Source organism: Roseovarius sp. SK2 (genome assembly GCF_028807495.1).
Classification (GTDB): Bacteria; Pseudomonadota; Alphaproteobacteria; order Rhodobacterales; family Rhodobacteraceae; genus Roseovarius; species Roseovarius confluentis.
Window position 1 is genome coordinate 185,153 of sequence record NZ_JARAMK010000010.1, and the last position, 18,921, is coordinate 204,073.

Here is an 18,921-nt window from a genome sequence, read left to right on the forward strand (position 1 = left end):
TCACATTGAAAAGGACGTCCCGCAACCGCAGGCGCTGGTCACGTTCGGGTTGTCGATGGTGAACCGCGCGCCGATCAGTTCCTCGGTGAAGTCAATCGTCGCCCCGGCCAGGAAGGGCAGGGACACACTGTCAACGATGACCTTCTGACCATCGCCGCCTTCCAGAACAAGGTCATCACCCGTGGGCGCGTCCAGCTTGATGTCGTACTGAAAGCCCGAGCACCCGCCGCCTTCGACGGCGACGCGCAGGGCCTGACCCTGTTCGCCGGCACCGATTTCAGCAAGGCGTTCATAGGCGCGTTGCGTCACTTTGGGGGGCATTTGCATCTGGCGATCCTCAAGGTTTCTTTGCCGTTCATCTTGGAATATACGAACGCTGGGACAGGACGACAAGGAAACAGGCGATGCATACCCCTTATGCTTCGGATCCGGCAGCAGCGCGCGCACGTCTGTACGCCGAAGAAGAAAGCGCATTTCGGTCTTGTTATCAAAGGGATCGCGACCGGATCATCCATTCCAGTGCGTTTCGTCGTCTCAAGCACAAAACGCAAGTTTTCGTCGAGCACGAGGGCGATTATTTCCGCACCCGCCTGACACACTCGATCGAAGTGGCGCAAGTGGCCCGGACCATCGCCGGGGCGCTTGGTCTGAATGTCGAATTGACCGAGGCCGTGGCGCTGGCGCATGATTTGGGCCACACACCTTTCGGCCATACCGGCGAGGATGCGCTCGACGCGTTGATGGCGCAATATGGCGGATTTGATCATAACGCGCAGGCCATTCGCATAGTCACCTCGCTGGAGCGGCATTATGCCGAATTCGATGGCCTGAACCTGACATGGGACACGCTGGAAGGCATCGCCAAACATAACGGCCCAGTCTCGGGCGACCTTCCCTATGCGCTGGCCGACTATGATGCTCGCCACGACCTTGAACTCGACACTTATGCCAGTGCCGAGGCGCAGGTGGCCGCACTTGCCGATGACGTAGCCTACAATAATCACGATCTGCATGACGGCCTGCGCGCGAAACTTTTCAGCGAAGACGACATTGCCGAGCTTCCGGTCGTCGGCGCGTGCTATCGTGAAGTGGATGCAAAATATCCCGGACTCGATCCTTATCGCCGAAGACACGAGGCGCTGCGTCGAGTCTTTGGCGTCATGGTCACGGACGTGATCGAAACCTCGCATGCGCGTCTTCAGCGCGCTGCGCCGGCCGACGCCCAGGCAGTGCGTGACCTTGGCCGCCCCGTTATCCGCTTTTCCGATCCAATGTGGTCTGATCTTCAGCAGATAAGGTCTTTTCTTTTCAAACGTATGTACCGCGCTCCCAAAGTGGTCGAGATGCGCAAGCGTGTCACCAACGTAGTCGAGGACCTGTTTCCGTTCTACATGTCGCATCCCGACTTCCTTCCGCGGCGGTGGCTTCAGGACGTGGCCGATGCCCCCGATGAAACGGCGCTGGCGCGTCTGGTCGCGGACTATATCGCGGGAATGACGGACCGGTTCGCGCTCGAGGCTCATGCGCGGCTGTTGGGCGGCGACGCCGACATGAGCGAGAGAAAGGGAATATAGCCTATGGCAACTGGCGGTGCGGAAGGGGCGATCGACCCGGTCATGGCGGTCGCGCTGGTGGGGGCGCTCGGCGTCGGGGCCCAATGGGTGGCGTGGCGCCTGCGGATGCCGGCGATCGTGCTGATGCTCGCCGCGGGCCTCATTGCGGGACCGATCCTCGGAATCTTTGATCCGGCACGCGACATCGGCACGCTGATGGGGCCTATGATTTCCATTGCCGTGGCCATCATTCTCTTTGAGGGAGGGCTGACGCTCGATTTCCACTCCCTGCGCGGGGCCGAGCAGGGCGTTAAGCGTCTCGTTCTGCTGGGAGCGCCCGTGGGCTGGATCGGCAGCGCCCTGGCGTTGCATTATGTGGGCGGTCTCAGTTGGGAAAGTTCCGCTGTCTTCGGCGGCATCATGATCGTCACAGGCCCCACAGTCATCGCACCGCTTTTGCGCCAGGCGCGTCTCAATCGTCGTCCCGCGCAGCTCTTGCAATGGGAAGCCATCGTAAACGATCCTATCGGCGCGCTTGCCGCCGTGCTGGCCTTCGAGGTTGTCGTCCTGACGGCCAGCGAGAGCAGTCTCGGCCTCGCGGCTTGGCAGATCATCCGTGGTATCGTCGTGGCGGGCGCGCTTGGCTGGGCCGGAGGTTGGGTTCTCAGCGAGGCGTTCCGCCGGGCGTACGTGCCGGAATACATGAAGGTGCCGGTGCTCTTCGCCATCCTGCTCGGAATCTTCGCTGTCACCGATTACATGCTTCACGAAAGCGGCCTTCTGGCCGTCACCGTGATGGGCGTTGTGATGGCCAACGCCAACCTGCCCAGCTATACCGAACTGCGCCGCTTCAAGGAGCACGCGACGATCCTGCTGGTCTCGGGGGTGTTTATCCTCTTGGCGGCCAGCATGGACGTTGCAACACTCAACAGGATCAACTGGAACGCGGCCGCAATGGTGGCGGTCGTGATCCTGCTGGTGCGCCCGCTGACGGTGCTGTTCTCACTGGCCTTCACCAACATTCCCTTCCGCGAGCGACTGCTTGTCGGGCTGACCGGGCCACGCGGGGTCGTGCTGGTCGCGGTCGCGGGCCTTTTCGGCGAGCGGCTTGTGGCCGAAGGGGTCGAGGACGCGGCCTTTCTCACACCCTTCGCCTTTGCGCTGGTCGCCGCGACCGTAGTTCTGCACGGCTTCACGCTGGCCCCGCTGGCCCGCGCCATGGGGTTGGCGGGCAAGGGGCAGCCGGGCGTTCTGTTGGCGGGTGGTTCGCAATTCGCCACCTCCTTCGCGAAAACACTTCAGGACCTCGAGGTGCCGATCCTGATCACCGACACCAACCGTGCCCGCCTGCGCAGCGCACGTGAAGCCGGGTTGCCGACCTTTTTCGGCGACGTGCTGTCAGAGGCCGCCGAGCACAGCGCCGAGATCATGAAATACGGCGTCGTTCTCGCGCTCAGTGACAACGACGCCTACAACACGCTGGTCGCCACCGACCTCGCGCCGGAATTCGGGCGCGAGAACGTCTACCAGCTTGGCCGCGCCAAGCAGGACAGCAAGCGCCACGCGCTTCCCGCCTCGCTGGGTGGGCGCGTCGTGGCGCAGGGCTATGGCTATACCGATTTGGCGAGCAGGATGGTCCAAGACTGGCAGGTCCGCGCCACCAACATGACCGACGACTTCACGATGGAGGACTGGTCAGCCCAGAACGAAGAAGGCATCCCCCTCGCCACGCACAGCCCGGCCACCGGTCTACGGATCCTGTCCGAGACCTCGAAAGTCGAGACCGGCGGCGAGTTCAAGCTTCTCTGGCTTGGGCCCCCGCGCGAAGACAAGACGCCCGAGGCGGCCGCCGAGACGGACAGCGCGGATTGACGCGACCGGCCCGGGTGATAAACCGGCGCCGAAATGAAGGATTGTCCGATGAATCTGTTTACCGAAATCCGCGCCTGCGTCCTTGCCGCCCTTGATACCATGCAGGGGCAGGGGAAACTGCCGGCCGGCCTTGAGATGTCGAACGTCACGGTCGAGCCGCCCCGCGATCCCGCGCATGGCGACATGGCCACCAATGCGGCGATGGTTCTGGCCAAGCCCTCTGGCCAGAAACCCCGCGATATCGCCGACACGCTGGCCGGTCTCTTGGCCGCCGATGACCGGATCGAGAGCGCCGAAGTGGCGGGACCGGGCTTTCTGAACCTGCGCCTGTCGGACACGCTCTGGCAGGACGTCCTGCGCGCCGCGCTTGAGCGCGGTGAGGCCTATGGCCGGTCCGAGTTGGGCAACGGCAAGAAGGTCAATGTCGAATACGTCTCGGCCAACCCGACTGGTCCTCTGCATGTGGGTCACACCCGCGGCGCGGTCTTCGGCGACGCGCTGGCCAGCCTGCTGGATTACGTGGGCTATGACGTCACCCGCGAATACTACATCAACGACGGCGGCGCCCAGGTCGACGTGCTCGCACGCTCCGTCTACCTGCGTTATCTTGAGGCGCATGGCCAGGAAATCGCCTTCGAAGACGGCACTTATCCGGGCGACTACCTCATCGCGGTCGGTGAAGCGCTCAAGGCGAAGGTGGGCGATGCATATGTCGGCCAGACTGAGGCCGTCTGGCTGGAAGAGGTCCGCGACTTCGCCACCGACGCGATGATGGATCTGATCCGCGAAGACCTGCGCGCGCTCGGTGTCCGGATGGACGTCTTCTACAGCGAGAAGTCCCTCTATGGCACGGGCCGGATCGAACAGGCGCTTGACGCGCTGCAAGCCAAGGGTCTGATCTACGAAGGCGTGCTCGAGCCGCCCAAGGGCAAGAAGCCCGAGGATTGGGAGCCGCGCGAACAGACGCTCTTCAAGTCCACCGAACATGGCGACGACGTCGATCGCCCGGTCAAGAAATCCGATGGCAGCTGGACCTACTTCGCGCCCGACATCGCGTACCACTACGACAAGGTCGAGCGTGGCTTCGACGCGCTGATCGACGTCTTCGGGGCCGACCACGGTGGCTACGTCAAGCGGATGAAGGCCGCCGTCAGCGCGCTCACCGATGGCCGCGTGCCGCTCGACATCAAGCTCACCCAGTTGGTGAAACTCTACAAGAACGGCGAGCCGTTCAAGATGTCCAAGCGGGCAGGGACCTTCGTCACGCTGCGCGACGTGGTCGACCAGGTCGGTCCGGACGTCACCCGTTTCGTCATGCTGACCCGCAAGAACGACGCGCCGCTCGATTTCGACTTCGACAAGGTCCTGGAGCAATCCAAGGAAAATCCGGTCTTTTACGTGCAATACGCTCATGCGCGGATTTCTTCCGTAATGCGCAAGGCACGCGAGGCCGGCATCGATGTCGATGACACCACCTTGGCCGGCGCGGATCTCTCGGTGCTTCAGGACACCGCACAACTCGCCGTGGCAAAGAAAATCGCCGAATGGCCCCGGCTGGTCGAGATCGCAGGTCGCACAAACGAGCCGCATCGCGTGGCCTTCTATCTCTACGACCTCGCCAGCGACCTGCACAGCCTCTGGAACCGGGGTAACGACTTGCCTGCGCTTCGCTTCCTTGACGAGACCGATATCGCCGGTTCGCAGGCGAAAATTGCGCTTGCGCGGGCCGTAACCGTTGTTATTTCCGCCGGTCTTGGTATCTTGGGCGTAACTCCGGCCGAAGAGATGCGGTAATAAACCGTGCCAGCGCCGGGGACGTGGCAGTAATCCAACCCGGCGGCCAAGTATCGCCGGAGGTAGCGAGGCGAGCGATGGCACAGATGCATGGTGTCTCCGATGAAACGGGGACAGTTCGGCAGATATCAGTTCAGAAATTCACCAACATGGCCGGGGCGGCGATATCGCTGGCCCTCGTGATCGGGATCGGCGTCTGGGGTTACAAGATCCTCGTGCGCGATGTCAGCGGCGTGCCGGTGGTGCGCGTCGCAGAAGGCCCGATGCGCATTCAGCCCGAGAATCCCGGTGGCTCCACGGCTGAAAACCAGGGGCTTGCGGTCAACGACGTGGCCGCCGACGGCTCTGCGGCACAGCCGGCGGACCGACTGGTGCTGGCACCGGAACCGCTGGCTCTCAGCCTCGAGGACACGCCCCAGGCAGAAACACAGGTCGCCGCTCCGGCAACAGGAACCGAGGATGCAACAGAAGAAGTGACCCCAATCGCCGAGTCCGAGGATGCCGTTGAAACCGACGAAGATGCCGCCACGCTGGCCGCCCTCAACACCTTGGCCGACGAATTGTCTGATGGTGTCGCGCCCCTGACTCCTGTCGCCCCTGCAACGGACGACAGCACAGATAACGCCACCGCCGAACCGGCGCTTGATGCCGACGAAGAGCCTGCGGCAGAGCCCGACTCCACTGCCACGCAGGTGACCGAAGGTCTTGGGCGCTCATTGCGGCCAAGGGCTCGCCCCGCGCAGGTCAGCACCGTTGAGGATGCTGTCGCCGCTAGCGTCGCCGCGCAGGCCGCGCCCGAAATCAATCCCGAGACCATCCCCGCCGGCACTCGCATGGCCCAGCTCGGCGCCTTCGAAAGCGCCGCCATTGCGGAACAGCAATGGGGCAAGCTGTCGGACAAGTTCGCGGAATATCTCGACGATAAGCAGCGGGTGATCCAGAAAGCGCAAAGCGGCGGCCGTACCTTCTATCGCCTGCGGGCCATGGGCTTCGGCGACCTCAGTGATGCGCGTCGCTTCTGCTCGGCGCTGGTGGCCGAGAAGGCCGATTGCATTCCGGTGGTGACAAGGTGAGCACGCTTGGCGCCACGATCCTTGGCGTAGCGGGCACAGAACTGACACCGGAAGAGACTGCTCTCATCCGCGCGAGCCGTCCTTTCGGCTTCATCCTGTTTTCCCGCAATATCGACAGCCCCGACCAGGTGCGCGCACTCTGTGACAGCCTGCGTCAAGCCGCGGATCACAACGCGCCCATCCTGATCGACCAGGAGGGCGGGCGCGTCCAACGCTTGCGCGGCCCGGTCTGGCGCGAATGGCTGCCGCCATTGGAACAGGTCGAACTGGCCGGACGTCACGCCGAAGAGGCGATGTACGCGCGCTATCGCATCATCGCGCACGAACTGATCGAACTGGGCATAGACGCCAACTGCGCGCCTGTGGTCGACGTCGCCGGGCGCCAAACGCACCCGTTTCTGAAGAACCGCTGCTATGGAACGGATCCGGATTCGGTGGCGAAGGTTGGCCGCGCTGTGGCCAACGCGCATCTGGACGGTGGCGTTTTGCCGGTGGTCAAGCACATCCCCGGTCATGGCCGGGCCGTCGTTGACAGCCACTTCGACCTGCCTGTCGTCGATACCGACATCGACACCCTCGCCGAGACCGATTTTCGCCCCTTCGCCGCTCTCAGCGATCTTCCGATGGGCATGACCGCGCATCTTGTTTATGAGGCCTGCGATGCAGCGCCCGCGACCACGTCGCGCCGAATGATGCAACTGATCCGCGCCCAGATCGGTTTCGACGGCCTGATAATGACGGATGACATCTCGATGAAGGCGCTCAAAGGCGATCTTGCCACTCTGTCGCGGCAGTCGATCGAAGCGGGCTGCGACGTGATCCTGCATTGCAATGGCACGTTCGACGAGATGAAGGCGGTCACCGGCGCCTCCGGCACGCTGGCCGGTGCCGCCCTGCGGCGGGCCGAAGCTGCCCTTGCCGCGCGGAAAACCCCAACAAAGGTTGACATTCCTGCGCTGGAGGCAAAGCTTGCCGAACTGCTACACGGCCAGGGCAATGTCTGAAGATACATTCGAAGAAATGGGGCAAATCGAAAGCGTGAGCGATCGCATGGCGGCCGAGGCGCTGATCGTCGACGTGGACGGCTACGAGGGACCGCTTGACCTGCTGCTGACACTCAGCCGTACGCAAAAGGTCGACTTGCGCAAGATCTCCGTGCTTCAGTTGGCCGAACAATACCTCGCCTTTGTCGAACGCGCCAAGGCGCTACGCTTGGAACTGGCCGCCGACTACCTCGTGATGGCCGCCTGGCTGGCCTTCCTCAAATCCCGCCTCCTACTGCCACCCGATCCGTCGGAAGAGGGCCCCTCGGGCGAGGAGCTTGCCGCACACCTCGCCTTCCAGCTGGAGCGTTTGCAAGCCATGCGCGAGGCCTCCGCGCGGCTGATGGGCCGCGACCAGCTCGGCCGCGATTTCTTTGCCCGCGGCCTGCCCGAGGACGTCACGCGCATCCGCCGCGTGCAGTACACCGCCACGCTGCTTGACCTGATGCAGGGCTATGCCCGCATCCGAACAAGGGATGAGTTTCGCCCATACGCGTTCGACCGCGAGGCGCTATTCACCTTGGAACAAGCGCTGGAACGGATGCGCGGCCTGATCGGATTTGCCGGCGCATGGACCGACATCGCATCCTATCTGCCCGATGGCTTCACTGCCGATCCGGCCCGCCGGCGCTCGGCGACTGCTTCGACCTTCGCGGCCGCGCTCGAGTTGACCAAGGAGGGCAAGGTCGAACTGCGCCAGTCTGAGGTTTTCGCGCCGCTGGAACTGCGGCGTAAAGGATAAGAGGCCTATGTCGGACGAAACTGAACACCCCGCGCCGCAGGAAGAAAGCCTTTTCGAGGCCCCTCCCATGGCCGAGCAGGAGCGCATGTGCGAAGCGATCCTATTTGCGACTGCTGAGCCGATCTCGGCAAAGGAGATCGAGTCGCGGATGCCGCATGGCTGTGACGCCGCCGAGGCGCTGGTACATCTGCGCAAACGCTACGAGGGCCGGGGCGTGCATCTGATCAAGGTCGGCGACGCCTGGGCCATGCGCACGGCACCCGACCTCGGCTTCCTGATGCAAAAGGAAACGGTCGAGACCCGCAAGCTCAGCCGCGCTGCGATCGAAACGCTGGCCATCATTGCGTACCACCAGCCCGTCACCCGCGCCGAGATCGAGGAAATCCGTGGCGTCAGCGTCAGCCGTGGTACGGTGGATCAGCTTCTGGAAATGGAGTGGATCCGCTTCGGACGCCGCAAAATGACGCCGGGGAGGCCGGTGACCTTCGTCGTTACACCCCATTTCCTCGACCATTTCGGCCTGGAAAATGCCCGCGACCTGCCGGGTCTGAAGGAGTTGCGCGCCGCCGGCCTGCTGGAAAATCGTCCGCCACCCGGCGACATGCCGCAGATGGGCGATGGCGACGATGACCTGAACGAAGAGACCGAAGAAGGCCAGACCGAGCTATTCGAGGACTGAGCCGCGATAATTCGGTCAAAGCCCTGAAAATTTCATCTTTCCGTGTTACATCATGGAGAAGACACAGGACGAGGAGGGCGCAATGAACGCCAACCGTATCATCAACATGGTCATTCGCATGGTCATGAACCGTGTGGTTCGCTCGGGCGTGAATGTCGGCATCGACAAGTTCTCGCAGCGCGGGAAGAAATCGCCCGAGGGTAAGGGCGCAGCGGACCCGCAGCAGAAAAAGCAGACGGCCGAGACGCAGAAGCGTATGCGCCAGTCCATGCGCGTCGCGCGCAAGATTGGTAAGTTCTAGGCCGCCCGGAAATGCTTTGACAGCTTGAGCCCCTGGCCCTGGTAATTTGACGCAATGCCCGCGCCGTAGAGTTGTTCGGGCACTTCGTCCATCTGCTCGTACACCAGCCGTCCGACGATCTGCCCGTGTTCCAGCACGAAGGGCGCCTCGTGACAGCGCACTTCCAGCACCCCGCGCGATCCGGCACCACCGGCCGCGTCATGGCCGAACCCGGGGTCGAAGAATCCCGCGTAATGCACCCGGAATTCTCCCACCATCGCTAGGTAGGGTGCCATCTCGGCCGCATAGGCAGGCGGGATATGCACCGCCTCGCGGCTTACCAGAATATAAAAAGCGCCGGGGTCCAGAATGATGCGGCCCGTGTCGCTATGGACCTGTTCCCAGTACTCGGCGGCGTCATAGCCCGCGATATTGTCCAGGTCGATCACGCCCGTGTGGGGCTTGGCGCGATAGCCAACCAGCGTACCGGCCTCGGGCTTCAGGTCGACTGAGAATCCCAGCCCGTCGCTGATCACCGGTGGGGCGTCCACCAGCGGGCTTTCGGCGTGCAGCGCGCTCAACGCGGCATCGTTCAACACCTCCTGACCGGACCGGAACCTGATCTGGTTCAGCCGCATTCCGGGCCGTACCAGCACCGAAAAGGACCGCGGGCAGATCTCTGCGTAAAGCGGCCCGGCATAACCGGCCGGAATACGGTCGAACTCCTCGCCGCCATCCGTGATCGTGCGCGTCAGAAGGTCCAACCGCCCGGTCGAGGATTTGGCATTCGCTACCGCATGGATATTCGACGGCAGGTCCAGCTGCTCCATCAGCGGCACGACATAGACACAGCCCTTTTCCAGCACCGCGCCGTCCGAGAGGTCGATCCGGTGCATCTCGAATTCCTTCAGCCGGTCCTCGACCTTCGCACCGGCCCCGGCAAGGAACGACGCCCTGACCCGGTACGCCGTTGTACCAAGCCGCAAATCCAGGGATGCGGGCTGTACCTGTTCGTCGGTGATCGCCGGTTGTGCCGAAAGACGCCCGTCGAGGATCATTGCCCTCAGTTGCTGGCTGGCCAGAACGCCGGTCATGCGATCCTCCTTACACGCGCCGTGGCGGCACCCGAGTTGCCCCGGGAAAAAAGGCCTGTGGTACGCGAAGAATTGGTCGGGCTAGCAGGACTCGAACCTGCGACCTTCCGTCCCCCAGACGGACGCGCTACCAGGCTGCGCCATAGCCCGACGTCTGGCCGTTCATACTGGTTTTCGCGCCAAGGACAAGGGGGAAATTCCAGATTCACGCGCTACTCTCTGGGCGTGGAACCGGTTGTCGCGCGCAGCCGGGACAGCAGGCTTTCAAGTCTGGTAATCGTGTCGGGCGTCAGCGGTCTTCGTACCCGCGCCAGCATCGACAGAACACCCGGATCGACGTCGAGTCCGTCATCAGGGTCGTCGGGAACATCTACCTCGATCGGTTGCGACGCAGGCGGCTCGGCCCTGGCAGGCTCCGGTTCGTCGACCGGGCCGTCCACGGTGCCGGACGCCGCGGAGGCTTCAGTTGATGCATTCCGCCGTTGCAGGAAACTTGGCAGCGGCGGGACGTCTTCTTGCGGCGACTCGGCTTCAGTCTTGTTCCGGCTGAAGGTCACCGGGCTTTCGTCGCTTGCGCTCTGAGGTGGCTCGGACGGCGGTGTCTCGGTCTGTGCCACGCGATCCGGCCGCGGCGGCAGACTTGAGGCAACCGGCGCGGGCTCGGGCGCGGCACTGGGCGTCAGCGGTGCGGGGTCGGGCACGGCGCCCGGCGATTGCTGGGGTGGTGGGGCGTTCGACTCGGGCGCCGAACCTGCAGGCATAGCGGCGGGTGGGGCAGGGCGCCCCACCGGGTCCGTCGGATCCGGCTGAGCTTCAGGTGAGGTGATGTCCGCCACGGCATCGGCCGATTCCGCTGCTGGCGCATCCTCGACATGATCTATTATGACGTCATCCGCCGCATCGCCCAGCGGTTGGGAGAACTCCGAAACATGGCCAACGCCCTGTTCACGCAGCATCTTCTGCACGCCTTTGATGGTCATGCCATCGTCGTGCAGCAGTTTCTTGATTCCGCCCAGAAGCTTCATGTCCGCGGGACGGTAATACCGCCGACCACCTGCGCGCTTCACCGGTTTTACCTGGCTGAACTTGCTTTCCCAGAAACGCAGCACGTGCGCCGGGGTTTCAAGCCAATCGGCGACCTCGCTGATGGTCCGGAACGCGTCGGCGGATTTGCCCATCGGTGGACCCTCAGGCCTTGTTGCCTGCCGCCACCCGGTCCTTCATCAGGTGCGACGGACGGAATGTCAGAACACGCCGTGGGTTGATCGGGACTTCTTCGCCGGTCTTCGGGTTACGCCCCACGCGGGCGGACTTGTCGCGGACAGAAAAGGTACCGAAGGACGAGATCTTGACCTGCTCGCCACGCACCAGTGCGTCCGACATATGCTCCAAAACGCTTTCGACCAGTTGGGCGGAATCGTTGCGTGACAGACCCACTTCGCGAAACACTGCTTCGCTCAGGTCCATCCGTGTCACCGTATCGTTTGTCATCACATCCCCTTTGTCGTTTGCAAAGAACTTTAGGGGCGAAGAATTTTCCGAGTCAATGTCAATGACTTGGAAGGTACAGTTTAAGCGGAAAAATCGCGCTTTGTTCCGACATTCACCAGCGCAGAACCACGGCGCCCCAAGCCAGGCCGCCACCGATGGCCTCTGAAACGATTACGTCGCCGCGCTTGATCTTGCCCTCTGCCACGCCCACCGAAAGCGCCAGCGGGATTGATGCGGCCGATGTGTTGCCGTGATCCTGCACCGTCACGACGACCCGGTCCATCGGGACCCCAAGTTTCTTCGCGGTGCCCTGGATGATCCGGATATTGGCCTGGTGCGGCACGATCCAGTCGACATCGTCATCACTCAGCGCGGCCTTCTCAAGGGCGGCCTCGGCGGTGGTGGTCAGCTTTTCTACGGCCTGCCTGAACAGCAGGTTGCCCTGCATCTTCAGCTTGCCCGAGGTACCGGTCGACGACACGCCCCCGTCGACATACAGCATGTCGATATAACGCCCGTCCGAATTGAGATCGGTCGAAAGGATGCCACGGTCTTGCGATGTGCCGTCGGCCTCGGAGGCACTCAGCACCACCGCGCCGGCCCCGTCACCGAACAGTACGCAGGTTGAGCGGTCGGTCCAGTCCATGATCCGGCTGAACGTTTCGGTCCCGATCACCAGCAAGCGTTTGGCCTGGCCCGACACAATCAGCGCGTTGGCATTTGCCAGCGCATAGATGAACCCGGCACAGACCGCCTGTACGTCAAAGCCGAAGCCGCGTGTCATGCCCAGTTCTTTTTGGATCATTGTGGCGACCGAGGGAAAGGTCAGGTCCGGCGTCGAGGTGGCCACGAGAATGCCGTCGATGTCGTCGGGCCCAACCCCCGCATCGGCCATCGCCGCAAGGGCCGCACGAGCGCCAAGATCGGACGTGGTCTGGTCCTCGGCGGCAAAATGGCGGCGCTCGATCCCCGACCGGCTCCTGATCCATTCGTCGGATGTCTCGAGAAACGTCTCGAAATGAGAATTCGGCACCACTCGTTCAGGAAGGTAGTGACCGACACCGTCTACAACGGCGCGAATCGTCATGCCTGTTCACCGTTACTGTCGGGTTCGTTTGCGGCATCCTGTTCAAGCATCGTCGCAGTTGCAACCCGTGCGGCCAGTTTTTCGGTGAACCCGGTATCGGCCAGCTCAAAGGCAAGCTTGACGGCGGCGGATATCCCCGTGGCATCGGCCGAGCCGTGCGATTTCACCACTGTCCCGTTGAGACCCAGAAATACTCCGCCATTCGCCCGGCTGGGATCGATCCGCTTGCCCATCCGCCGCAGTGAGGTCAGCGCCAGGATCGAGGCGAGCCGCGACAGCGGCGTGTGCGCAAAGGCTTCCTTGAGCAACTCGCGAATAAGCTTTGCCGTGCCTTCGCCGGTCTTCAGCGCCACGTTGCCCGTGAATCCGTCGGTCACGATCACGTCGCAGACCGTGCCGGGCAGGTCGCGCCCCTCGACGAAGCCCACGAATTCAAAATCGCCGTTTCGCGCATTGCCCTCGATCAGATCGTACGCCTCGCGCAGTTCTGCGCGGCCCTTATGCTCTTCGGTGCCCACATTCAAAAGCCCGACGCGCGGCCGCTCCAGACCAAAGCCGTTGCGGGCATAGGACGTGCCCATCAGCGCGTATTGCATCAGGTCCTTGGCATCGGCCCGGATATCGGCGCCGCCATCCAGCATGATGTTGTGCCGCTGCGGATTCTGCGACGGCCACAGCACCGCGATAGCGGGGCGATAGATCCCCGGCAGCTTGCGCAGGCGAATGACTGACATCAGCATCAGCGCGCCGGTATTGCCGCAGGACACGCAGACGCTCGCCTCGCCGTTGCGCACGGATTCCAGTGCCGACCACATCGAGGTGTCCTTGCCCTGGCGCAGCGCCTGGCTCGGCTTGTCCTCCATCTCGACCACGTCGCCCGCGTTGCGAATCTCGCAGCGCCCGGCGAGGTGCTTTCGCTTGGCGACCAGCGGTTTCAGCACGTCCTCGGGCCCGTGCAGGATAAACCCGATCCGGTCATTCTTCTTTGCAGACACGGAAATCCCGGCAACAACGGTTGCCGGGCCAAGATCACCACCCATGGCGTCTACGGAAATAAGGATGCGCCCGCTTGTCTTACTGTCGGCCGATGCCGTCATTGGACGCGTCCCTTGATGCCGCCGTTCAGGCTGCGTCTTCGTCCAGGTCGACCTCGTCATCCAACGCGATGACTTCGCGATCCGCGTAGTGACCACAGGCGACACACACATGATGCGGGCGCTTCAGTTCACCGCAGTTCGGGCACTCGTTCGGGTTTGCACCCTCCAGCGAGTCATGCGCCCGGCGATTGTTGCGGCGCGATTTCGATACTTTGTTCTGTTGGACGGCCATGTCACAACCTCAAATTTTATGGGCCTTTCGGCCCGGTTTCATACGCTGACGCGGCTCTTAATCCCTGAAGAGCCCGGCGTGCAACCCTAAATCCGGTGAGAGCGCGAAAATACAAGGAAATCGCTTGCTGTCCAGCGATTCTTTCGAGCTCTCAATCGTCGTCTTTCAACTGCTCCTTCAACTTTGCCAGTGCCGCGAACGGCTTGGCATCCGCGTCCGTCAGCTGGGTCACGCCAGGGGGCGCATACCGAGCGGTTCCCAGTTCCTGCGCTGTGCTACGCGGGTAAGCGGGCAAGGCCAGTGCGATGGCCTCCTGCATGAAGGCCGACAGGTCGATATGGTCGTTCAGCGGGTCGATTGTCTCGTCCTCGGGCATTTCGATCTCTTCCTGATCGGTGTCAACCCCGAGCCAGTCCTTGCGGAACTTGCGAGTGACCGGTTCTTCGATGCGGGTGGTGACCGGGTCCAGCGTCACTACGCAGGACTGCACCACCGTCGCGCCCAACCGCGCTTCCAGCCGCCAGTTCTCGCCGTCCTCGGGATGCATCGTGCCTTCGAACACGGCCTTTTTCAGAGAGAGGATCCCAAGATCCTCGGCCATCCGCGCCATGGTTGCGGTATCGGGCTCGATCCGAAACGGATGCGGTCGGTTCATCGCCATCTGTGCCAGATGCAGCACGGTCGTATTTTCTGTCTTTCCGGTCATGGGCGTATGACCTATCCTTTCTTGAACCTTACCGCTACCTTGTTGTATCGGAATAAAAGGGCAATGGGGACCCGTTCAAGAGGCGAAGAGGTGTGGCATGAAAATCTGGTTTGCCAAGATGGGGGTCATGTTGTGCCTGTTCGTGGCGCTCGCGGCCTGTACGCCGACCTATCGCAACCACGGGTATATTCCGCTTCAGGAAGACCTCAACAACCTTCAGGTGGGTGTGGACACACGCGAAACCGTCGACGACGTGGTCGGCCCGCCGTCCTCAGCCGGCATGCTCAGCGGCGGCGATTACTATTACGTACGCAGTCGGGTCAAAGAGCTCGGCATGTACCGCCCCGAGGTGATCGAGCGTCAGGTGCTGGCCATCAGCTTCGCCCCGAATGATACCATTGCCAATATCGAGACCTTCTCGCTGGCCGACGGCAACATCGTGCCTCTGACCCGTCGGGTGACCGACTCCTCGGTCGTCAACAACGGCTTCCTGCGTCAGATTCTTGGCAACTTCGGCAATGTCGATCCGGGCGAGTTCTTCTGACCTTCGACGTCATTCGCCTGTCACATGATTCATGCTAAGCGGTTCGCATATATATACCGTCTAGGCGACCGTCACAGATGAGGCTGACATGTTGAGCAAGGGACGCTACAGGACGCGAACGGCCGAAAGCGCAGCCGATATCGAAGCGGCGCAACGCCTGCGGCATCTGGCCTTCAAGGGTGACGAGGCGACCGGGGCGCTCGACCAGGACAGCTTTGACGGCATTTGCACGCACATCCTCGTCGAGGACACCACGGACAATCGCCTGATCTGCAGTTTCAGGATGCTGCCTCTCAATGGCGGGGACGAGATCGAGCGCAGCTATTCCGCCCAGTTTTACGAGCTGTCCGCGCTGCGCGCCTTTCCCGGCCGCATGGTCGAGATGGGCCGCTTCTGCGTCCATCCCGACGCGCGCGACCCGGATATCCTGCGCTTGGCCTGGGCCGCGATGACCCGCTATGTCGATGAAAACGAGGTCGAACTGCTCTTCGGCTGCTCTTCGTTCAAGGGCACCGACGCTGACACCTATCTCGACGCTTTTGCCATGCTAAAGGACCGCCACCTTGCGCCTCGCCGCTGGCTGCCGCGGGTCAAGGCGCCGTCTGTATTTCGCTTTGCCCAAGCACTGCGCTTGCGCAAGCCCGACGCCAAGCAGGCGATGCTACGGATGCCACCGCTCCTGCGCACCTACCTGGTGATGGGAGGCTGGGTCAGCGACCATGCGGTTGTGGACCGGCAAATGAATACCCTGCACGTTTTCACCGGGCTCGAGATCAACGCCATCCCGGCCGCGCGCAAGCGCCTGCTGAGGGCCGTTTCGGGCTAGCGCGTCGTCGCTTGACGCCGTACCTCGCGCGGGATAGCGCTGCGCCATGGCGCGTGCACCCCTTCTTCAACTCTCCGACATCTCCCTGACCTTCGGCGGAGCGCCGATCTTTGACGACCTGTCTCTGGTCGTCCAAGCCGGCGACCGCGTGGCGCTGGTGGGCCGCAACGGGTCCGGCAAGTCGACCCTGATGAAAGTTATCGCCGGCCTCGTGGAACCCGATCGCGGCACCCGTGTGCTTCATCCGGACACCTCCGTCGGCTACATGGAGCAGGAGCCGGACATGACAGGCTTCGACACGCTCGGGGCCTTTGCCGCCGACGGGCTGGACGTGGCCGAACACTACCGGATCGAAATGGCCGCCGAGGGCCTCAAGTTCGACCCCGACCGCCCCGTCGCCACCGCGTCGGGCGGTGAGCGCCGCCGCGCCGCGCTGGCCAAGCTGATGGCGCAGGCGCCTGATCTCATGCTGCTGGACGAGCCGACCAACCACCTCGATATCGAGGCGATCGGCTGGCTTGAGCAACAACTGCGCGAGACCCGCGCAGGCTATATTCTCATATCCCACGACCGGGCCTTCCTGCGCGCGCTCACCCGTGCCACGCTCTGGATCGATCGCGGCGCCACACGCCGCCAGGAAAAGGGGTTCGAGAATTTCGAAGCCTGGCGCGACAAGATCTGGGAGGAAGAGGACCAGGCTCGCCACAAGCTCAACCGCAAGATCGCCGAAGAGGCCCGCTGGGCGGTCGAGGGCATTTCGGCCCGGCGCAAACGCAACCAGGGCCGGGTGCGCAACCTACAGGCGCTCCGGGCCGAGCGCGCTTCGCAGATCAAGCGGCAGGGTACGGCCGCCATGGCGCTGTCCAGCGGGCCGCAATCGGGGCGCAAGGTCATCGAGGCGCTTGGCGTCTCCAAGAGCTTCGAGAGTGCGCCCATCGTGCGCGACTTCTCCCTCACCATCCAGCGCAAGGACCGCGTCGCCTTCATCGGTCCCAACGGTGTCGGAAAGACGACGCTTCTGAATCTCCTGATGAAGACGCTCGAGCCCGACTCGGGCGAGGTGCGCCACGGCACCAACCTCGTGCCTGTCGTTTTCGACCAGGCACGCGCCCAGCTCGACCCCGACATGAGCCTCTGGGACAGCCTGACCGGCGATTCCGACATGCGCGTCTCGGGGCAGGCCGACCAGGTTATGGTGCGCGGCACACCGCGCCATGTGGTGGGCTATCTCAAGGATTTTCTCTTTGATGAACGCCAGGTCCGTGCGCCGGTCCGTTCGCTGTCCGGGGGCGAGAAAGCCCGCCTGCTACTGGCCAAGCTGATGGCACGGGACAGCAACCTGCTGGTGCTGGACGAGCCGACCAACGATCTCGACATCGAAACGCTGGACCTGCTTCAGGAACTGCTCGACGACTACGACGGCACCGTCCTTCTGGTGAGCCACGACCGGGATTTTCTTGACCGCGTGGCCACCACCACCGTCGCCATGGAAGGACGCGGCCGGCAGACCGTCTACGCCGGCGGCTGGACCGATTACATGGCGCAGCGCGTTCCGCCGGAGTCCGCAACAGAGGGAAAGCCCGACAAACCGGCGCCGGCCGCGCCCGCGTCGTCGAAATCCGCCGAACCGGCCAAGCCCCGCAAAACCAAACTCAGCTTCAAGGATCAGCACCGGCTCGACACGCTTCCCGACGAAATCGCGCGGCTCGAAGCCGAGATTGCCAAGTTGGAAGACCTGCTGTCCGACCCTGATCTTTTCACCCGCGAGCCGGTCAAATTCGCCAAGGCGAGCGAGGGACTCAGCACGCGCCAGACCGCGCTCGCAAAGGCGGAGGAAGAATGGCTGGTACTGGCGGAGAAGTCCGAGCACGCAGGCTGACGGCAGCTCACTCGTTGACGGATTTCCCGCCGACCTTCATGTCGCTCTTTTCCATCCATTGCTGCAACGTGGCTTCCATCTGTTCCACGTTGCGGCTGTCGATGGCCTGCCGCAGCGATTGCAGCGCGTTGGCCATTTCAATCTCCGACAGGTGCTTTTCCTGCGCCCGCAGGATTTTGGGGTGCGGCGTGGTCAGCATGTCTGACCCGATCAGCAATTCCTCGTGCAACTTCTCGCCCGGGCGCAGGCCGGTCACCTCGATCCCGATATCGCCGCCCGGATTTTCGTCGTCGCGCACCGTGTGGCCGGCGCTTTCGATCATCCGCCGGGCCAATTCGTAAATCGGCACGGGTTTGCCCATGTCCAGCACGAAGACATCGCCACCCCGCGCGAAGGATCCGGTCAGCAGCACCAGGCGAACCGCCTCGGGAATGGTCATGAAATACCGCGTTACGTCTTGGTGAGTCAGTGTCACAGGGCCGCCGCGCGCAATCTGTTCCTGGAACAGCGGAATGACCGAACCCGAAGAGCCTAGTACGTTGCCGAAGCGCACCATTGAAAATCGCGTTGTGCTCGATCGCGTCGCAAGGTCCTGTACCGCCAGCTCGGCAAAGCGCTTGGACGCGCCCATAATCGACGACGGGCGCACAGCCTTGTCCGTCGACACAAGAATGAACCGGTCCACGCCCTCGCGCATCGCCGCGCTGGCCACGGTCCGCGTCCCGAAGACGTTGTTCCGGATTCCTTCCAGCGCGTTCTGCTCAACCATCGGCACGTGCTTGTAGGCGGCGGCGTGCAGCACGATGTCGATCTCGTGGGACCGCATTGATCCTCCCCCAATGAAGTGGTCCTCCGCTATGTTTAGGAAAACGGAGGAACCACATGGCAATCAAGCGACCGAAGCCCGAAGAAATTATCACGAAGTTACG

Annotated in this window: 19 protein-coding genes, 1 tRNA gene and 1 pseudogene; 11 read left to right on the top strand and 10 right to left on the bottom strand. The window is 62.9% G+C overall.

All coding sequences use genetic code 11. The features are described from left to right. Nucleotides 1-327, bottom strand: coding sequence for a HesB/IscA family protein (locus PVV74_RS18000; protein WP_057789486.1), 327 nt, complete (start codon nucleotides 325-327; stop codon nucleotides 1-3). Between the two features lie 77 nt (nucleotides 328-404). Between PVV74_RS18000 and PVV74_RS18005 the strand changes: the two genes are divergently transcribed. The 8 genes from PVV74_RS18005 to PVV74_RS18040 all read left to right on the top strand — a co-directional run bounded on the left by PVV74_RS18005 (nucleotide 405) and on the right by PVV74_RS18040 (nucleotide 9,057). Continuing rightward, entirely contained in the window at nucleotides 405-1,574 is a 1,170-nt protein-coding gene (locus tag PVV74_RS18005) for a deoxyguanosinetriphosphate triphosphohydrolase (RefSeq protein ID WP_103761137.1), read from the top strand. 3 nt (nucleotides 1,575-1,577) lie between these two features. Next, nucleotides 1,578-3,425 (top strand): cation:proton antiporter, encoded by a 1,848-nt coding sequence (locus PVV74_RS18010; protein WP_274594195.1) that lies wholly within the window; start codon nucleotides 1,578-1,580, stop codon nucleotides 3,423-3,425. Nucleotides 3,426-3,473: 48 nt separating this feature from the next. Then, nucleotides 3,474-5,219, top strand: a complete 1,746-nt coding sequence (argS, locus tag PVV74_RS18015) for an arginine--tRNA ligase (protein ID WP_103761139.1) — start codon at nucleotides 3,474-3,476, stop codon at nucleotides 5,217-5,219. A 77-nt stretch (nucleotides 5,220-5,296) separates the two neighbouring features. Continuing rightward, nucleotides 5,297-6,292, top strand: coding sequence for an SPOR domain-containing protein (locus tag PVV74_RS18020; protein WP_274594196.1), 996 nt, complete (start codon nucleotides 5,297-5,299; stop codon nucleotides 6,290-6,292). Beyond that, nucleotides 6,289-7,296 carry a beta-N-acetylhexosaminidase gene (gene nagZ / locus PVV74_RS18025; protein WP_274594197.1) on the top strand — a complete coding sequence of 336 codons (1,008 nt, stop codon included), beginning with the start codon at nucleotides 6,289-6,291 and terminating at the stop codon, nucleotides 7,294-7,296. Before PVV74_RS18020 ends, nagZ begins: the two co-directional genes overlap by 4 nt. Further along, entirely contained in the window at nucleotides 7,289-8,077 is a 789-nt protein-coding gene (locus PVV74_RS18030; RefSeq protein ID WP_211286090.1) for a segregation and condensation protein A, read from the top strand. Before nagZ ends, PVV74_RS18030 begins: the two co-directional genes overlap by 8 nt. 7 nt (nucleotides 8,078-8,084) lie before the next feature. Beyond that, nucleotides 8,085-8,756, top strand: coding sequence for an SMC-Scp complex subunit ScpB (gene scpB / locus PVV74_RS18035; protein ID WP_274594198.1), 672 nt, complete (start codon nucleotides 8,085-8,087; stop codon nucleotides 8,754-8,756). Nucleotides 8,757-8,838: 82 nt separating this feature from the next. After that, the gene (locus PVV74_RS18040; protein WP_146049934.1) at nucleotides 8,839-9,057 is read left to right on the top strand and encodes a hypothetical protein; all 219 of its coding nucleotides are present in this window, start codon (nucleotides 8,839-8,841) and stop codon (nucleotides 9,055-9,057) included. Here the strand turns inward: PVV74_RS18040 and PVV74_RS18045 are convergent. The 8 genes from PVV74_RS18045 to PVV74_RS18080 form a co-directional block, all read right to left on the bottom strand. Next, entirely contained in the window at nucleotides 9,054-10,130 is a 1,077-nt protein-coding gene (locus PVV74_RS18045; RefSeq protein WP_274594199.1) for a 2'-deoxycytidine 5'-triphosphate deaminase, read from the bottom strand. The two genes, PVV74_RS18040 and PVV74_RS18045, sit on opposite strands and share 4 nt — an antisense overlap. Nucleotides 10,131-10,203: 73 nt before the next feature. Next, nucleotides 10,204-10,280: transfer RNA gene (locus tag PVV74_RS18050), tRNA-Pro, on the bottom strand. A 62-nt stretch (nucleotides 10,281-10,342) separates the two neighbouring features. Then, complete coding sequence (locus tag PVV74_RS18055; protein ID WP_245890351.1) at nucleotides 10,343-11,308, bottom strand: MerR family transcriptional regulator; 966 nt, start codon at nucleotides 11,306-11,308, stop codon at nucleotides 10,343-10,345. Nucleotides 11,309-11,318: 10 nt separating this feature from the next. Then, nucleotides 11,319-11,621, bottom strand: a complete 303-nt coding sequence (gene ihfA / locus PVV74_RS18060) for an integration host factor subunit alpha (protein ID WP_057789467.1) — start codon at nucleotides 11,619-11,621, stop codon at nucleotides 11,319-11,321. A gap of 112 nt (nucleotides 11,622-11,733) precedes the next feature. Then, nucleotides 11,734-12,708, bottom strand: coding sequence for a beta-ketoacyl-ACP synthase III (locus PVV74_RS18065; protein ID WP_274594200.1), 975 nt, complete (start codon nucleotides 12,706-12,708; stop codon nucleotides 11,734-11,736). Then, nucleotides 12,705-13,805, bottom strand: coding sequence for a phosphate acyltransferase PlsX (gene plsX / locus PVV74_RS18070; protein ID WP_103761146.1), 1,101 nt, complete (start codon nucleotides 13,803-13,805; stop codon nucleotides 12,705-12,707). Before plsX ends, PVV74_RS18065 begins: the two co-directional genes overlap by 4 nt. Nucleotides 13,806-13,830: 25 nt before the next feature. Beyond that, nucleotides 13,831-14,037, bottom strand: a complete 207-nt coding sequence (gene rpmF, locus PVV74_RS18075; protein ID WP_057789461.1) for a 50S ribosomal protein L32 — start codon at nucleotides 14,035-14,037, stop codon at nucleotides 13,831-13,833. 151 nt (nucleotides 14,038-14,188) lie between these two features. Next, complete coding sequence (locus tag PVV74_RS18080) at nucleotides 14,189-14,743, bottom strand: YceD family protein (RefSeq protein WP_274594201.1); 555 nt, start codon at nucleotides 14,741-14,743, stop codon at nucleotides 14,189-14,191. A gap of 97 nt (nucleotides 14,744-14,840) precedes the next feature. On the opposite strand from PVV74_RS18080, the gene PVV74_RS18085 reads away from it, so the two are divergent. The 3 genes from PVV74_RS18085 to PVV74_RS18095 all read left to right on the top strand — a co-directional run bounded on the left by PVV74_RS18085 (nucleotide 14,841) and on the right by PVV74_RS18095 (nucleotide 17,992). Further along, a complete protein-coding gene (locus PVV74_RS18085; protein WP_103761147.1) occupies nucleotides 14,841-15,287 on the top strand; it encodes an outer membrane protein assembly factor BamE in 447 nt (148 codons plus the stop codon). 88 nt (nucleotides 15,288-15,375) lie between these two features. After that, nucleotides 15,376-16,113 (top strand): GNAT family N-acetyltransferase, encoded by a 738-nt coding sequence (locus PVV74_RS18090; RefSeq protein WP_274594202.1) that lies wholly within the window; start codon nucleotides 15,376-15,378, stop codon nucleotides 16,111-16,113. 46 nt (nucleotides 16,114-16,159) lie between these two features. Continuing rightward, nucleotides 16,160-17,992 (top strand): ABC-F family ATP-binding cassette domain-containing protein, encoded by a 1,833-nt coding sequence (locus PVV74_RS18095; RefSeq protein ID WP_274594203.1) that lies wholly within the window; start codon nucleotides 16,160-16,162, stop codon nucleotides 17,990-17,992. A 7-nt stretch (nucleotides 17,993-17,999) separates the two neighbouring features. Here PVV74_RS18095 and PVV74_RS18100 read toward each other — a convergent pair. After that, nucleotides 18,000-18,818, bottom strand: a pseudogene (locus PVV74_RS18100) (polysaccharide biosynthesis protein); the annotation flags it as partial. Nucleotides 18,819-18,921: the final 103 nt, after the last annotated feature.

What these genes read in the sequence shown, in the direction of transcription:
- PVV74_RS18005 (WP_103761137.1), top strand. Translation starts at nt 405, where the DNA reads ATGCATACCCCTTATGCTTCGGATCCGGCAGCAGCGCGCGCACGTCTG.
- PVV74_RS18090 (WP_274594202.1), top strand. Translation starts at nt 15,376, where the DNA reads ATGTTGAGCAAGGGACGCTACAGGACGCGAACGGCCGAAAGCGCAGCC.
- PVV74_RS18055 (WP_245890351.1), bottom strand. Translation starts at nt 11,308, where the DNA reads ATGGGCAAATCCGCCGACGCGTTCCGGACCATCAGCGAGGTCGCCGAT.
- PVV74_RS18080 (WP_274594201.1), bottom strand. Translation starts at nt 14,743, where the DNA reads ATGACCGGAAAGACAGAAAATACGACCGTGCTGCATCTGGCACAGATG.
- PVV74_RS18040 (WP_146049934.1), top strand. Translation starts at nt 8,839, where the DNA reads ATGAACGCCAACCGTATCATCAACATGGTCATTCGCATGGTCATGAAC.
- argS (WP_103761139.1), top strand. Translation starts at nt 3,474, where the DNA reads ATGAATCTGTTTACCGAAATCCGCGCCTGCGTCCTTGCCGCCCTTGAT.
- PVV74_RS18030 (WP_211286090.1), top strand. Translation starts at nt 7,289, where the DNA reads ATGTCTGAAGATACATTCGAAGAAATGGGGCAAATCGAAAGCGTGAGC.
- PVV74_RS18065 (WP_274594200.1), bottom strand. Translation starts at nt 12,708, where the DNA reads ATGACGATTCGCGCCGTTGTAGACGGTGTCGGTCACTACCTTCCTGAA.
- PVV74_RS18045 (WP_274594199.1), bottom strand. Translation starts at nt 10,130, where the DNA reads ATGACCGGCGTTCTGGCCAGCCAGCAACTGAGGGCAATGATCCTCGAC.
- rpmF (WP_057789461.1), bottom strand. Translation starts at nt 14,037, where the DNA reads ATGGCCGTCCAACAGAACAAAGTATCGAAATCGCGCCGCAACAATCGC.
- PVV74_RS18010 (WP_274594195.1), top strand. Translation starts at nt 1,578, where the DNA reads ATGGCAACTGGCGGTGCGGAAGGGGCGATCGACCCGGTCATGGCGGTC.
- ihfA (WP_057789467.1), bottom strand. Translation starts at nt 11,621, where the DNA reads ATGACAAACGATACGGTGACACGGATGGACCTGAGCGAAGCAGTGTTT.
- scpB (WP_274594198.1), top strand. Translation starts at nt 8,085, where the DNA reads ATGTCGGACGAAACTGAACACCCCGCGCCGCAGGAAGAAAGCCTTTTC.
- PVV74_RS18095 (WP_274594203.1), top strand. Translation starts at nt 16,160, where the DNA reads ATGGCGCGTGCACCCCTTCTTCAACTCTCCGACATCTCCCTGACCTTC.
- PVV74_RS18085 (WP_103761147.1), top strand. Translation starts at nt 14,841, where the DNA reads ATGAAAATCTGGTTTGCCAAGATGGGGGTCATGTTGTGCCTGTTCGTG.
- PVV74_RS18020 (WP_274594196.1), top strand. Translation starts at nt 5,297, where the DNA reads ATGGCACAGATGCATGGTGTCTCCGATGAAACGGGGACAGTTCGGCAG.
- plsX (WP_103761146.1), bottom strand. Translation starts at nt 13,805, where the DNA reads ATGACGGCATCGGCCGACAGTAAGACAAGCGGGCGCATCCTTATTTCC.
- PVV74_RS18000 (WP_057789486.1), bottom strand. Translation starts at nt 327, where the DNA reads ATGCAAATGCCCCCCAAAGTGACGCAACGCGCCTATGAACGCCTTGCT.